Source organism: Brevibacterium sp. CCUG 69071 (genome assembly GCF_021023135.1).
Lineage (GTDB): Bacteria > Actinomycetota > Actinomycetes > Actinomycetales > Brevibacteriaceae > Brevibacterium.
On sequence record NZ_PGFV01000001.1, the window covers coordinates 329360 to 343565 of the forward strand.

At 62.7% G+C, this 14206-nt stretch carries 14 protein-coding genes; 11 read left to right on the top strand and 3 right to left on the bottom strand.

Annotated features, from left to right (window positions below):
* Positions 1-17 precede the first annotated feature (17 nt).
* The 8 genes from CV023_RS01520 (at position 18) to CV023_RS01555 (ending at position 7011) form a co-directional block, all read left to right on the top strand.
* Entirely contained in the window at positions 18-512 is a 495-nt protein-coding gene (locus CV023_RS01520; protein ID WP_230743705.1) for an SRPBCC domain-containing protein, read from the top strand.
* A 22-nt stretch (positions 513-534) separates the two neighbouring features.
* Positions 535-1323, top strand: a complete 789-nt coding sequence (locus tag CV023_RS01525) for an alpha/beta fold hydrolase (protein WP_230743706.1) — start codon at positions 535-537, stop codon at positions 1321-1323.
* A gap of 180 nt (positions 1324-1503) precedes the next feature.
* The gene (locus tag CV023_RS01530) at positions 1504-2412 is read left to right on the top strand and encodes a sulfurtransferase (protein WP_230743707.1); all 909 of its coding nucleotides are present in this window, start codon (positions 1504-1506) and stop codon (positions 2410-2412) included.
* The gene (locus CV023_RS01535) at positions 2412-2906 is read left to right on the top strand and encodes a SufE family protein (protein ID WP_230743708.1); all 495 of its coding nucleotides are present in this window, start codon (positions 2412-2414) and stop codon (positions 2904-2906) included. Before CV023_RS01530 ends, CV023_RS01535 begins: the two co-directional genes overlap by 1 nt.
* An 86-nt stretch (positions 2907-2992) precedes the next feature.
* Positions 2993-4060, top strand: a complete 1068-nt coding sequence (locus CV023_RS01540) for an iron chelate uptake ABC transporter family permease subunit (protein WP_230743709.1) — start codon at positions 2993-2995, stop codon at positions 4058-4060.
* Complete coding sequence (locus CV023_RS01545) at positions 4057-5160, top strand: FecCD family ABC transporter permease (protein ID WP_230743710.1); 1104 nt, start codon at positions 4057-4059, stop codon at positions 5158-5160. The genes CV023_RS01540 and CV023_RS01545 overlap by 4 nt, the downstream gene beginning before the upstream one ends.
* Positions 5157-5999, top strand: a complete 843-nt coding sequence (locus CV023_RS01550) for an ABC transporter ATP-binding protein (protein ID WP_230743711.1) — start codon at positions 5157-5159, stop codon at positions 5997-5999. Before CV023_RS01545 ends, CV023_RS01550 begins: the two co-directional genes overlap by 4 nt.
* 64 nt (positions 6000-6063) lie before the next feature.
* Entirely contained in the window at positions 6064-7011 is a 948-nt protein-coding gene (locus tag CV023_RS01555) for an ABC transporter substrate-binding protein (protein WP_230743712.1), read from the top strand.
* A gap of 33 nt (positions 7012-7044) precedes the next feature.
* On the opposite strand, the gene CV023_RS01560 is transcribed toward CV023_RS01555, so the two are convergent.
* The 3 genes from CV023_RS01560 to CV023_RS01570 are packed head-to-tail and all read right to left on the bottom strand — an operon-like array spanning position 7045 to position 8819.
* On the bottom strand, positions 7045-8016 hold the full coding sequence (locus tag CV023_RS01560) for a DUF808 domain-containing protein (protein ID WP_230743713.1): 972 nt from the start codon (positions 8014-8016) through the stop codon (positions 7045-7047).
* Positions 8017-8343 (bottom strand): META domain-containing protein, encoded by a 327-nt coding sequence (locus tag CV023_RS01565; protein ID WP_230743714.1) that lies wholly within the window; start codon positions 8341-8343, stop codon positions 8017-8019.
* Entirely contained in the window at positions 8340-8819 is a 480-nt protein-coding gene (locus tag CV023_RS01570) for an META domain-containing protein (protein WP_230743715.1), read from the bottom strand. The genes CV023_RS01565 and CV023_RS01570 overlap by 4 nt, the downstream gene beginning before the upstream one ends.
* A 212-nt stretch (positions 8820-9031) precedes the next feature.
* On the opposite strand from CV023_RS01570, the gene CV023_RS01575 reads away from it, so the two are divergent.
* The 3 genes from CV023_RS01575 to CV023_RS01585 all read left to right on the top strand — a co-directional run bounded on the left by CV023_RS01575 (position 9032) and on the right by CV023_RS01585 (position 14202).
* The gene (locus tag CV023_RS01575) at positions 9032-10918 is read left to right on the top strand and encodes an LPXTG cell wall anchor domain-containing protein (protein ID WP_230743716.1); all 1887 of its coding nucleotides are present in this window, start codon (positions 9032-9034) and stop codon (positions 10916-10918) included.
* Between the two features lie 267 nt (positions 10919-11185).
* The gene (locus CV023_RS01580; protein ID WP_230743717.1) at positions 11186-13414 is read left to right on the top strand and encodes a S1 family peptidase; all 2229 of its coding nucleotides are present in this window, start codon (positions 11186-11188) and stop codon (positions 13412-13414) included.
* 227 nt (positions 13415-13641) lie between these two features.
* A complete protein-coding gene (locus CV023_RS01585; protein ID WP_230743718.1) occupies positions 13642-14202 on the top strand; it encodes a hypothetical protein in 561 nt (186 codons plus the stop codon).
* Positions 14203-14206 lie beyond the last annotated feature (4 nt).

The window sequence follows — 14206 nt, forward strand, 5'->3', positions numbered from 1 at the left end:
GTGAATAGGCTGTGACCATGGCCGAAGCAGCGAAATACCCCAATGAGCACATCGTCCGCACTCGCGTGATCGCCGCCCCCGCCTCGGCGATCTTCGCCCTTCTCGCCGATCCCAACCGACACCCGGACACCGAACCGGGCGACTGGGTGAGAGGCGCCATCGACACCGGATCGATCACAGCGACCGGACAGATCTTCTCGATGGACATGTTCCACGAAGCGGCCGGCGGTGCCTACCGGATCGACAACACCGTGACCACCTTCGAACCCGACCGGGCGATTGCCTGGGATCCCGGCCAGGCCGACGAATCGGGCACCGTCGTTCCTGGGGGATGGCGGTGGCGCTATGACCTCGATGAAGGCGAGTCCGGCACCGAGGTGACGCTGACCTACGACTGGTCGCGCACCACCGAGGAGACCCGGGAGGCCTTCGGCGGATTCCCCGTCGTCCCGCCCGAATACCTCGATGCCTCGCTGGAGACCGTGGAACGGGCCGTGACGGGAGCGGAATGAGCGTCCGGGTAGGCTGGTGATCGTGACTGAGATCGCCAGCAGACTGGTCGGTGACACCGGCCCACGCATCGTCTTCCTCCACGGGCTCTTCGGCCGCGGTAAGAACTTCACCTCGATCGTCAAGGCACTCGAACCCGAGTATTCGAGCCTGCTCATCGATCTGCCCGACCACGGGGACTCCGAATGGACCGAGGAGTTCAGCTACATCGGCATCGCCGATTCCGTGGCGGAGAAGATCGCCGAGGTGACCGCCCCCGACGATCTGCCCGTGCACCTGGTCGGGCACTCCCTCGGCGGCAAGGTCGCCATGGTCCTGGCACTGCGGCATCCCGAGCTCATCGACCGCCTCGTCGTCGTCGACATCGCCCCGCAGGCCGGCGGCTCGCTCGGAGTGTTCGAGCATCTCCTCTCCAGCCTCAAAGCTCTCGATCTCGACGAGATCACGAACCGGTCCGAGGCGGACCGCGCCCTGCAGGGCCCGATTCCCGAGGACACGATCAGGGGATTCCTGCTCCAGAACCTCAGACCCACCTCGGCGGGATATGCCTGGCAGCCCAACCTCGATCTCCTCTACCGGAGCCTGCCCGCCATCGGCGACTTCCCCGACATGGACGGCCGCAGCTTCGACCATCCGGTGCTGTGGGTGGCGGGGGAGCGGTCGGATTACGTGTCCCGCGATGACCTGCCTGCCATGCGGGACCTGTTCCCGCGCACGACTCTGCTCACGGTCAAAGGCTCGGGTCACTGGGTGCATTCGGAGAAGCCGCAGGCCTTCGTCTCCGCACTGCGGACCTTCCTCGCCCGAGGCTGAGCGCGCAGTCCTGCGTGGGCCCACTTCGAGTCGCCCCGCCTGCGCGACGACCCCGCGACACGGCGCTGCAGACCCACATGACGCCGGGAATGTCTTCTCGTTCCGTTGCGGAATATGCTGGTCGGAGACGCTGTTGAGTCACACAGCAGGACGATTGTCACGACGCCTCAGGAGGATTGAGTGAGCACAACCATTCCGGCCGATCCCACACCGAAGTTCGCCGACTACGCCGACGGCTCCCGATTGGCCAGCACCGAATGGGTCGCCGAACACGCCGGCCAGCCCGGGCTCGTCATCGTCGAAAGCGACGAGGACGTCCTCCTCTACGAAACCGGGCACATTCCCGGAGCCGTCAAGGTCGACTGGCACACCGAACTCAACGATCCCGTCACCCGCGACTACCTCGACGGCGAAGGCTTCGCGAAGCTGCTCTCGGCCAAAGGCATCTCCCGGGAGGACACGATCGTCTTCTACGGTGACAAATCCAACTGGTGGGCCGCCTACGCCCTGTGGGTCTTCTCACTGTTCGGGCACGAGGACGTCCGCCTGATGGACGGCGGACGCGCCAAGTGGCAGGAAGAGGGCCGCGAACTCACCACCGAGAAGCCAACCCTCGAACCCAGCGAATACCCGGTGATCGACCGCGATGACTCGCGCATCCGTGCCTTCCTCCCCGAAGTCCGCGACACCCTCGGCGACCTGCCGCTCATCGATGTCCGCAGCCCCGAGGAGTACTCCGGCGAACGCACCCATATGCCCGCCTATCCCGAAGAGGGAGCGCTGCGCGGCGGACACATCCCCGGTGCCCAGTCCGTGCCCTGGGCGAAGGCCGCGAACGAGGACGGTACGTTCAGAACCGCGGATGAACTGCGTGAGATCTACACCGATCAGGCAGGTCTGGGCACCTCCGACGAGGTCATTGCCTACTGCCGGATCGGGGAGCGCTCGAGCCACACGTGGTTCGTCCTCCAGCACCTCCTCGGCTACGACAATGTGCGCAACTACGACGGGTCCTGGACCGAATGGGGCAATGCTGTGCGCGTGCCCATCGCCACCGGCTCCGAGGCCGGAGAGGTTCCTGGCCGCTGATGACTGCCGAGACCGACCCGATCGCACCCGAAACGACCGATCTTCCCGCGTCGCTGGCCGAGATCGTCACCGACTTCGCTGAGACCGATGCGGGGGACCGTCTGCAGCTGCTGCTTGAGTTCTCCTCCGAGCTGCCCGATGTGCCCGAGCGCTATGCCGACCACCCGGAGCTGCTCGAAGCCGTCCCCGAATGTCAGTCGCCGATCTTCCTCGTCACCGAGGTCGACAACGCCGAGGTGGGGGAAGAGGCCACCGTGCACCTGCACTTCTCGGCTCCGCCTGAGGCACCGACGACCCGCGGGTTCGCCGGTATCCTCCACGAGGGACTGGATGGCCAGACAGCTGGGACCGTGCTGGCGATTCCCGCCGACCTTCCTCTGCGGCTGTCGATGACGGAAATCGTCAGCCCCCTGCGTCTGCGGGGCATGAGCGGAATGCTCGCCCGTATCCAGAGGCAGGTGGCCGAGAGGATCGGAAAGATCACAGCGAACTGAGGCCGAAATCGTTTGGCTGAGCGAATGGATTGAGCTACATTGTGGTTAGCCTGCCCTTAACTCGCCAACGCTGAAGGACCACATCTATGACCGGTCTCGCCACCACACCTCAGGCGAGCGCATCAGCCCAGATCGGTCAGAAGACCTCGAAGGGCCTGCGCGCGAAGCGGGCTATCGGCCTCGTCGCCGCGATCATCGTGCTCGTCCTCGTGGTCTTGGCCTCGCTGGCCATCGGTACGAGAGACATGCCGCTCTCAGAGGTTCTCGACGCGTTCTTCAACCCCAGCGGCTCCGATGATCAGCTCGTCGTCCTGGAGTTGCGACTGCCCAGAACGCTGCTCGGGATCCTTGTGGGCATGGGGCTCGGTCTCGCCGGCGGACTGATCCAGGCGCTGACACGCAACCCGCTGGCCGATCCGGGACTCCTCGGAGTCAATGCCGGAGCCTCGTTCGCCGTCACGATCGGCATCGGCTTCTTCGGTGTCACCTCGATCAACGGATACATCTGGTTCGCCTTCGTGGGAGCGCTGCTGGCCACCACCGGCGTGTACATCATCGGGTCCTCCGGCCGGAACCGTTCCGTCGATCCGATCCGTCTGACCTTGGCAGGTGTTGCCGTCGCGGCCGTGCTGGCCGGTCTGACGAAGGGCATCCTGCTCACCAACGAACGGGCCTTCGACGCCTTCCGCTCCTGGGATGTGGGAGCGATCGCCGGACGCGGGTTCGACACGATCACCGCGGTTGCGCCGTTCATCATCATCGGCATCGTGCTCGCGCTGTTCCTCTCCCACTCACTCAACGCTGTGGCCCTCGGTGACGATCTGGCTGCCAGCCTCGGCACCTCGGTCAACCGCACCAGGGTGTTCTCGATCCTCGCCGTCACCCTGTTGGCCGGCGGAGCCACCGCTGCGGCCGGCCCGATCGGGTTCATCGGACTGATGATCCCGCACATCGCCCGGTGGATCGTCGGGCCCGACCAACGGTGGATCCTGAGCTATTCGGTCATCCTCTCGCCGATCCTCCTCCTCGTCTCCGACGTCCTCGGTCGCATCGTGATGAAACCGGGTGAGCTGCAGGTCGGAGTCGTCACCGCGTTCGTGGGAGCGCCCGTGCTCATCGCCCTCGTCCGTCGAAAGAAGGCAAGCGGCCTGTGAAATCAACGAATACCTCCGCGCCGTCCGCGGAGCTGGTTCCCGGGAAGGGCTCTGTGGCCGGGGAGAAGATCGATTTCGGTCGCCCCATGGTGCGCGTCTTCGGTCATCGCATCGATGTCCGGGTCGTCGCCACCGCGGGCATCGTCATGCTCCTCGCGTTGGCCTGCGGCTTCGCCGGTCTGCTGCTCGGCAAGTTCTCGCTGACTCCGATCGAGGTCTTCCATGGACTGTTCGGACAGGCTGAGAAGCGCATCGTCAATACCGTCGTCGGGGAGTGGCGGGCACCGCGAGTCCTTGCCGGCATCGTGCTCGGGGCGGGGCTCGGTGTCTCCGGTGCCGTGTTCCAGTCGCTGACCCGCAACCCTCTGGGCAGCCCCGATATCATCGGCTTCTCCACCGGCGCGTACACCGGCGGCATCGTCACCATCATCTTTTTCGGGACGAGCTTCGTCTCCACCGCCTTCGGTGCGATCGTCGGGGGCATCCTCACCGCGGCCCTGGTCTATGTGCTGACCTGGAAGGGCGGAGTCCAGGGCTTCCGACTCATCATCGTCGGCATCGCCCTGACCGCCATGCTCAATGCCTTCAACACGTGGCTGATCATGCGTGCGGACCTCGACCTTGCGATGGCCGCCGCCACTTGGGGTGCCGGCTCACTCAACGGAATGGGTTGGTCGACGATCCTGCCAGCGGCGATCGGCACCATCCTCCTCGGCCTCGGCTGCGGTCTCTTCGCCCGGGATCTCGGAACACTCGAACTCGGCGACGACACCGCGAAGGCACTCGGTGCGCGCAACGAACCGGTCCGTGCCGTGCTCATCCTCGTCGCCGTCGCCCTCGTCGCTGTGGTCACCGCGGCGGCAGGACCGATCGCATTCGTGGCGCTGGCAGCGCCGCAGATCGGACGTCGGATTGCCAAGGCACAGGGCACGAGCATGCTCAGCGCGGCCGCCGTCGGCGCGCTTCTGCTGGTGGCCGCCGACCTCATCGCCCAGCATGCTTTGGGCGACATCCAACTTCCCGTCGGTGTCGTCACCGTCTGCATCGGCGGAATCTACTTGATCTGGCTCCTCATCCAAGAAGCTCGGAAGGCACAATGAGCATCATCACCGAACCCTCACAGGCACCGTTGGTCGCGCAGGATCTGGATCTCGCCTACGACAATCGGCAGATCGTCAGCGACCTCAATGTCGCTATCCCGGAGAGGAAGTTCACCGTCATCGTCGGGCCCAACGCCTGCGGCAAGTCGACTCTGCTGCGTGCACTGGCGCGTCTGCTTCCCCCGGCCAAGGGCGCGGTGCTGCTCGATGGCAGCAACATCGCGAAATTGAAGACGAAGCAGATCGCTCGTCGCTTGGGTCTGCTGCCGCAGAGCTCGATCGCTCCCGAGGGCATCACCGTCGGCGAACTCGTCTCTCGCGGCAGGCATCCGCACCAGTCGTTCCTCAAGCAGTGGACCGATGCCGATGAGACCGCGGTGCTGGCAGCGCTGCGGGCGACGAACACGGAGATCCTGTCCTCCCGCCTCGTCGATGAGCTCTCCGGCGGACAGCGTCAGCGCGTCTGGGTGGCCATGGTGCTGGCGCAGGAGACTCCGCTGCTGCTCCTCGACGAACCGACGACCTTCCTCGACGTGGCCTTCCAGATCGAGCTGCTCGACTTGTTCTCCCAGCTCAACAACGAACACGGTCACACACTCGTCGCGGTCCTCCACGATCTCAACCAGGCGTGCCGCTACGCCGACGAGATCATCGCGATGAAGAACGGTGCCGTCGTCGCTCAGGGTGCGCCTTCCCAGATCGTCACCTCGGAGCTCGTGCATGAGGTCTTCGGAATCGAATGCACCGTCATCGATGATCCGGTCACCGGGGCGCCGATGATCGTGGCGGGCAAGCCGAAGAAGACCTTCGCCGAACGAGATGCGTCCACCAGGCTCTGAGCCTGTCGAGGAACCCTCACACGGCCGGGCTCCCATCACCACCCGACTGACAAAGGAATAGCAGATGAAGCGCATCTCGATCACCGTGTCCGCCATTGCCGCCTCCGCCCTCCTGCTCGCCGGATGCTCTGGCGCGGAATCGGCCGCCGATGAGTCCTCGGAAGCCCCCATCACCGTTAAAACCGGTCAGGGCGAGGTCGAGGTTCCGGCGAACCCTGAACGGATCGTTGCTCTGCAATCTGCGGCAGCCGACGTGGCGGCGGCGCTTGGGAAGGCACCGAGCGCTGTGGCCGGTTCGACCATGGCCGGTGAGGACGGACGCTATCCCTGGCAGCAGAATATCGACGCCGAGACGGTCGATATCACGCTCGTCGGGGAAGAGGACTTCACCGTCGACGTGGAGAAGATCGCTGCACTCGAGCCCGACCTCATCTTCGCAGCACCCTGGAACGTCACCGATAAGAAGGTGTACGAACAGCTCTCGGAGATCGCACCGGTGGTGACACCGGACTCGGAGGCAGCCAATCCCGACTGGGACTCCACAGTGAAGACAGTGGGTTCGGCGCTTGGTCTTGATGACGAAGCCGAGGATCTCATCAGTTCGACAGAGTCAGAACTCGGCGAGGAAGGCAAAGAACTCGGCGTCCAGGGCAAGACGTATCAGCTGATCTCTCCGCAGCGGGGTTCGATCTTCTTCGGCAAGGCGAAACCGCTCGAACTCTACGGACTCGAACCGGGCAAGCATCAGAGCGAAGACGAGGTCAACAGCTACGAACTTTCGTTCGAGAAGATGAGCGAACTCGATGCCGACTACCTGCTGATCTGGCCCTTGGACGATCAGGGCAAGAAACAAGTCGAAGAGAATCCGGCATATGACTCCCTGCCATCGGTGAAGAACGGAAACGCGGAATTCGTCGACACGGAGTTCGACTCGGCGCTCAACGGTGCGAGTCCGGCCAGTCTGACCTGGCTGAATGAGCAGGGCGGGATGAAGGAGATCTTGGGAAAGTAGGATCGCGGTCGCCCAGAGTCGCCGGTCTTGTGGTCAGGCCTCTGCGGTCCTGTGCTTGCCGCCCTTGAACAGCTTCGTGAAGGCGATGGCAATGCCGGCGACGATCGCTCCCCAGATGGCCCCGAGGATGAGTGAGAAGAAGGTGTTGACCAGCCAGGCGAGGAATCCTCCCACGCCTGCAATCGCGGCCAGTGGCTCCTCGAGGTGGTGGACGAAGCCGTAGAGCGCGTGCCAGCCGAGCTCGTCAGTGCCGACGAGGATGATGTGGCCGCCGACCCAGAGCATCGCGAAGGTGCCGACGACGGACAGGCCGGCCAGCAGCTTCGGCATAGCTTGGACGAGGAAACGGCCGAACTTCTGGGGTCCCGGTGCGACCCTCTGTGCCATGTGCAGGCCGATGTCATCCATCTTCACGATGAGTGCGACGACTCCATAGACGCCGATGGTGATGGCCAGAGCGACGATGACGAGGATGATGGCCCGGGGCAGGAGCGCTTCACTGGTCACCTCGTTGAGGGCGATGACCATGATCTCGCAGCTGAGCACGAAGTCGGTGGTGATGGCGGAGCGGACGATCTTCTTCTCGGCGTCTCCGTCGTCGGACTTCCCGTGCTTCGATTCCTTCTTCGGTTCCTGGTGGTGTTCGATCCAGCCGAACTTCTCGAAGATCTTCTCCGCGCCTTCGAAGCACAGGTAGGTGCCGCCGACCATCAGCAGGGGCGTCAGCAGCCAGGGCACGAACTGGCTGAGCAGAAGGATGATCGGCAGGATGATGACGATCTTGTTGACCAGCGAGCCCAGGGCGATGCGTTTGATGATCGGGAGTTCGCGGGCGGGGTTGACGCCCTCGACGAATTTCGGGGTCACTGCGGCATCGTCGACGACGACGCCGACGGTCTTCGCTCCTGCGCGTGAGGCACCCGCGGCGACGTCATCGAGGCTGGCTGCGGAGAGCTTGACCAGAGCCGCGACGTCGTCGAGGAGTGCGAAGAGGCCTCCGGCCATCTATCGTCGCCCGCCGCTGGTGTCGGGGCTTTCGGCAGCTTCGTCTCTGATGAGCACCCCGAGGTTGTTGTCTTCTGAGTCGTAGAGCTTGAGTTCTCTGCCGTCGGGTTCGACTCGACGCGCCTTCGTCACCCAGGTCACCATGTTGGGCGCTGCCATGAGCGTGGAGACCGAGGGCTTCACAGTGGGGCCGTTCTCTTCATCAGTCCAAGTGGTGACGATCCGGTTGGCCCCGTCGCTGCCGGAGAGCGAGCCGTCTTCTTTGAACTCGAGGAATGCGCGTGCGTTCTGCTCGGCAACCCATTTTCCGATGACCGAATGTGTCATTTGTCTTCCTTCTCCAGTCCGCCGATGACTTTGCCTTGACCGTCCATGACCTTCATGACATTGCCTTCGATCGATGCGCTGGCTGCTTTGCTCAGCCAGGTGTCCACTCCGGCGCAGGCCTTCTGTGTGGACATGAACGATTCGATGGTCACTGTGTCGTCTTCGACCTTCCACGTCGTCGAGATCGCGTTGCACCCGTCCGAGCCTTTGAGCGAGCCGTCTTCGGCGAACGCGAGGAATGGGTCGCCAGCTTCGGGGGAGGTCCATTTTCCGGTGGGATCGAGGGCGCCGGCGTCATAGGTCGGGCTCTCGCTGGCAGCGGATTCGCTCGGGGACGAAGTGCTCGGTTGTCGGGGGTCGACCCCGGTGTCGCAGGCGGCGAGTGGAAGAGCACAGGCGAGGATCACCACGCCCAGGGCGAGTCGGGCGCCGCCCCGGGACACGGCTGAGGTTCTGAACAGAGTGTGGTTCGGCATGTCCCGATCATAACTGGGGCTCTTGGCCGTCGTCTGGACACAACGCTGAGAAGCCGATGAATCCGACTTCTGTAAGTTGTGTTCACGAGCAACATGCATTGTTCTTGCACCTCGTCGTGATCAAACCGTAATCTTTCAGAGGTTGAAAGACTGCGCCCGGTCGCCGGGTCAGACGATCGCAACAGAGAATCCGATCAAGGGAATCAAAGAGTATGCAGAAGAAGCTCGTTCAGAGTTCGCTGGCATTGAGCGCCGCAGCGGCGCTCGGCCTCGGCGGTGCGCTCACTGCGTCGCCAGCCATGGCCGACAACGGTCCGCAGAAGTTGGATGTCCAGAGCGAAACTCAGGTCCAGAAGGCCCTTGCCGACGTCGACGGCATCAACGCATATGGTGCCAAGGGCGGCAAGCTCAACCTCGGCGTCGAGAAGAAGACTTCCGAGATCAAAGATCTCGAGAAGAAGTACAAGAACATCAATGTCACCGAGGGCGTCAAAGAACTCAAGCGCTACGCCGAGAACGATGTCGTGGGCGGCGCCGGTTACCTCGCCGAAGTCGACGGGGGATCGGGAGCATGCTCGACCGGATTCTCCGGTTGGGACGGTGACGGCAACCCGGTCATCCTGACCGCTGGTCACTGCTCGAAGATCATCGAAGAGTCCGGTGAGATCACTGGTGATTCCACCGTCAGTGAGACCGAAGAGCCTAAGTCCGCGCCCGCCAACGGCGGAGAAGGCTTTAAGAAGTCCGGCAATGGAGTGCTCGGTGACTGGGGCTACCACAGTTACGGCAGCGGAGATCTGCTCGATGGAAGTGAGGACCCGTCGACTGCCAAGGCCAGCGACATCGACTTCGCCGTAATCAACGTCGACAAGTCGAAGTACAACGTCAAGAATGGCGTGACCGATTGGTCGAGCGCAGATTCGAACGACCTGTCGTCGAAGTTGGCCACTGACATCACCAAGGTCGGTGCACACAAAGACGGAAAGATCCAGAAGTCGGGCCGGACTACAGGACTGACTGAAGGGGATGTCTTCACCGAGTACAACGATCAATTTGACTACGCGAACGTCGGCGGATACTGGGTCCACGGCTTCGGCGTGACTTCTCCCGAAAGCAAGCCCTTCTCACAGCCGGGCGACTCCGGTGGCGCAGTCTTCCAGGGAGACACCGCAGTCGGCGTCATCTCCGGTGGCGGACCTCTGGACGACGGCAGCGATCGCCAGTTCGGCTGGGTTGCCGATCTCGATCACTCGCTCGAGGAGTCCGGTGTCGATTTCAGCCTCAAGGACCCTGCCGATGAGACCCCAGAGGCCCCGGACGCTCCCGAAGCCAAGGATCAGACGATCGAACCCAAGGGTGATGTGAAGGGCAAGGCCGCAGCCGGTGCCGAGGTCAAGGTCGAGTGGCACGCCGCCAAGGGGGCCCAGGCCGCCAAGGATGGTTCTGAAACGGTGAAGGCCGACAAGGACGGCAACTTCACTCTCGAGGGCCCCGAAGCCGAAGGCGACTACGACTACTCGGCGACCGCTGTCGTCGATGGGCAGGAATCCGATTCGACCGACTTCACCGTCACGGTGAAGGAAGACGAGACCGAGACTCCTGCTCCTGTAGAGCGCGAGATCAACGTTGACCCCAAGGAGATCGCTGCCTCTGACTTCGTGAAGGAAGACAAGGGCGTGACGGTCTCGGTCAAGGGCTTCGAAGAGGGCGAGAAGGTCACCCTCAAGGTTGCTTCCGGTCCTGAGAACGTCAAGGGCATCACCCTCGACGAGACCGCCAATGAGGAAGGCGTTGCTGCATTCTCCATCTACGGAACCAGCGACTCCGACCCCTCGGTCTACCTCGGCAAGTACGACGTCCAGGTCACCGGCGCCAACGACACGGACGATGAGAAGGCTCTGGCCGGATCGTTCAACGTCGTCGAGGACGAAGACGGAAACGGCGGCGGCAACGGCGGCGATGACGATGGCAACGGTGATGGCGGATCGGATCTGCCTCGCACCGGTGCTGAGCTGACCGGCCTCGCGGCTGGTGCAGGTCTCCTCGTTGTCGGTGGAACCGCGGTGTTCCTGACCCTGCGTCGAAACAAGAAGAACTGAATACGGCTCACAAGGTCGCGTCAGTGACCTGCTGAGTGCACAGCTGAGCGCCCCTGGTCTTCGGACCAGGGGCGTTCTGTATTGTCGGCGGCTCCCGGGGGCGGACTGCGGGTCGAGGGCATTCAGCAACGCCCTTTGTTTCGTTCATTTAGTTCACAGTTTTCGAGCCCATTTCTTGGTACTCGCTGACCGCAGGCCGTAACCTTATCGTGACTTAGGTCATCAAGTTGTGATATTTCAAGCTCCCGATAAGAGAGACGAACACATATGCAGAAGAAACTCGTGCAGAGTTCGCTGGCACTGACCGCCGCAGCGGCGCTCGGTCTCGGCAGTGCGTTTGTTGCTGCCCCTGCCATGGCCGACGCCGGGCCGCAGAAGCTCAACGTGCAGAGCGACGCTCAAATTCAGAATGTACTTTCCGGCGTCGAAGGCGTGAACGCCTACGGCGAGAAAAATGGAAAGCTGAATCTCGGTGTGGTCGAGAAGACGGCCGACATGGAAAAGCTTGAGAAGAAGTACGAGAACGTTAACTTCGTCGAAGGGATCAAGCAACTTGATCCTTACGCGGAGAACGATCTCGTAGGTGGTGCAGGGTACCTCGCAAACTCTCCCGCGGGGAGTGGCGCTTGTTCGACAGGTTTCTCTGGATGGAACTCGGCGGGTGATCCCGTGGTTCTGACCGCTGGACACTGCTCAAAGAATTACAATCCAGACACCGGCGTGATCTCCGGCGACACTACCGTCAACGAAACCGAGTTGCCTTCGACCGCTCCTGCCAATGATGGAGAAGGATTCGATCCATCGGGCAACGGCGTCATCGGCGAGTGGGGCTTCCACAGCTACGGAAGCGGGGATCTCCTCACCGGCAACGATCCGGATGCTTGGCCACAGCCGAAGGATTCGGACATCGACTTCGCTGTGATTAACGTTGACGATTCGAACTACGCTGTCAAGAATGGCGTGACCAACTGGGATTCCGCCAGCACAAACGACTTGGGTGCAGATCTTGCAACCGAAATCACCAAGGTCGGTGCGCATTCCGACGGCACTGTGAGTAAGTCCGGGCGCACCACGGGGCTGACCGAGGGTGAAGTCTTCACCAAGTACAACGACGCATTCGATTTCTCCAACATCGGTGGTTACTGGGTGCACGGCTTTGGTGTGCTCTCACCACAGTCGAAGCCGTTTTCGCAGCCGGGCGACTCAGGTGGTGCGGTATTCCAGGGTGAGACGGCGGTCGGAGTCATTTCCGGTGGTGGACCTTACGATGCGACTCAGCAGTTCGGCTGGGTAGCCGACCTTGACTACTCGCTGGAGCAGTCTGATGTCGACTTCTCGCTTGAGAAGCCGGACGAGGAGCCTCCGGGTGACGACGATCAGAACGCCGACGCCGCTGCTGAAGGTGACGACGCGAACGCTGATGACTCTGCCGATGGCAACGAAGCAGAAGCCGATGCAGATGCTGCCGCTGAAGGCGACAACGCTGATGCCGACGCCGCTGCTGAAGGTGACGACGCGAACGCAGATGCCGCCGATGACGCCAAGGGAGCAGAAGCTGACGCCGCTGCCGAGGGTGACGACGCGAACGCTGACGACTCTGCCGATGGCAAGGATGCGAACGCTGCTGCAGCTGCTGACGGCAAGGACGACGACGCTGACGGATCTGACGACGGCGAGGAGCCGACCGTTCCCGACGCTCCCAAGGTCGGAGACCAGACCGTCGACGAGGGTGGAAACATCACCGGCAAGGCTGCTCCCAATGCAGACGTGAAGCTGACCTGGAAGGCCGCCGGCGATGCGCAGGCAGGCTCTGCAAAGGCACAGGCTGACGTCCCGGCAGCGGGCAATGTCACTGTCAAGGCTGACGGTGAAGGCAACTTCAAGGCTGAGGCTCCTGCCGAAGCCGGCGAGTACGCCTACACCGCCACTGCAACCGTCGACGGAGAAACCTCCGAGGCCACCAGCTTCGTGGTGACTGTCGAAGCCTCCGACGACGCTCCTGCTGAGCGCAAGCTGACCGTTGACCCGAAGGAGGTCACCGCCAGCGACTTCGTGAAGAAGGACAAGGGCGTGCAGATCAAGGCCGAAGGCTTCGAAGAGGGCGAGAAGGTCACCCTCAAGGTCACCTCGGGTCCTGACAACGTCGAAGGCATCACCCTCGACGAGACTGCCAACGAAGACGGCGTCGCCGGCTTCTCGATCTACGGCACCAGCGCCGCCGACCCGTCCGCTTACCTCGGTAAGTACGACGTCCAGGTCACCGGCGCCAACGACACCGCTGACGAAGAGGCCCTCAACGGCTCCTTCGAGGTCGTTTCCGATGAAGACGGAAACGGTGGCGGCGGTAACGATGGTGACGACGACGGCAATGGTGACGGCGGATCTGATCTGCCTCGCACCGGTGCTGAACTGACCGGCCTCGCGGCTGGTGCGGGACTCCTCCTCGTCGGTGGTGCCGCAGTGGTTCTGACCCTGCGTCGCAACAAGCAGAACTGAAGACAGCGTTGACGGTCACACAGTGACTGCCAACTGAGAGTTCACAGGAATGCCCCCGGTCTTCGGACCGGGGGCATTCTCTATGCGCGAGAACGGGCAGCGAACCGAGCTGCCGGCTGAATCCTGAGGAAGCCGACGGCAGTGCCGTGCTCCCACTCCTCACACAGAATCGCGTAAGCCACCGTGTCACGTGCATGACCGTCCGCAGTCGGCCAAGCACGACGATAATGCGCTTCCTTCGTCCACCCAGCACGTTCGAACATCGCCGTGTCATCCTGCAGATCTTCGAAGCGCAGATATCCGACCCTGCCCATGACCTCGTCATCGAGCGAATAGGCGGCAGTATCGTCGCTGCAGAAGTCTCCCGCGTCGATGTGGTCTTCGATCTGGATACGCGTCCACGGCTCGGATCGCACATGGAACGGAAAGTCGTTGCTCGTGAAGAACTCGATGAGCGCTTCCCGGTCGGAGCCCTGCGGGTCGATGCGGTTCAGCGTTATGCTCATGCTTACAGACTAGAGGCACCTGCGGCGGCGACCGCGGACGAAGCGGCAGAGGGGAGACATCAGGTGAGCATCGAAGACGATCCGTTCGACTATCAAGTGACGAAGTCCGGTGTGCTCATAATCCGGCGAGGCGGGCGCGCAGTGATGGAATTGGGAGGAAAGAAGGTTGCCGCCCTGATTCCGAAGCTCGGACGAAGTGACGAGGCTGATCAGCAGCTGCTCGCGCGAGTCACCGGGAACTACCGCCGAGGCAATGAAAGGCAGACCCAGAAGCCGCGCTGACTGT

What these genes read in the sequence shown, in the direction of transcription:
- CV023_RS01520 (WP_230743705.1), top strand. Translation starts at nt 18, where the DNA reads ATGGCCGAAGCAGCGAAATACCCCAATGAGCACATCGTCCGCACTCGC.
- CV023_RS01535 (WP_230743708.1), top strand. Translation starts at nt 2,412, where the DNA reads ATGACTGCCGAGACCGACCCGATCGCACCCGAAACGACCGATCTTCCC.
- CV023_RS01540 (WP_230743709.1), top strand. Translation starts at nt 2,993, where the DNA reads ATGACCGGTCTCGCCACCACACCTCAGGCGAGCGCATCAGCCCAGATC.
- CV023_RS01550 (WP_230743711.1), top strand. Translation starts at nt 5,157, where the DNA reads ATGAGCATCATCACCGAACCCTCACAGGCACCGTTGGTCGCGCAGGAT.
- CV023_RS01555 (WP_230743712.1), top strand. Translation starts at nt 6,064, where the DNA reads ATGAAGCGCATCTCGATCACCGTGTCCGCCATTGCCGCCTCCGCCCTC.
- CV023_RS01560 (WP_230743713.1), bottom strand. Translation starts at nt 8,016, where the DNA reads ATGGCCGGAGGCCTCTTCGCACTCCTCGACGACGTCGCGGCTCTGGTC.
- CV023_RS01565 (WP_230743714.1), bottom strand. Translation starts at nt 8,343, where the DNA reads ATGACACATTCGGTCATCGGAAAATGGGTTGCCGAGCAGAACGCACGC.
- CV023_RS01570 (WP_230743715.1), bottom strand. Translation starts at nt 8,819, where the DNA reads ATGCCGAACCACACTCTGTTCAGAACCTCAGCCGTGTCCCGGGGCGGC.
- CV023_RS01575 (WP_230743716.1), top strand. Translation starts at nt 9,032, where the DNA reads ATGCAGAAGAAGCTCGTTCAGAGTTCGCTGGCATTGAGCGCCGCAGCG.
- CV023_RS01580 (WP_230743717.1), top strand. Translation starts at nt 11,186, where the DNA reads ATGCAGAAGAAACTCGTGCAGAGTTCGCTGGCACTGACCGCCGCAGCG.
- CV023_RS01585 (WP_230743718.1), top strand. Translation starts at nt 13,642, where the DNA reads ATGCGCTTCCTTCGTCCACCCAGCACGTTCGAACATCGCCGTGTCATC.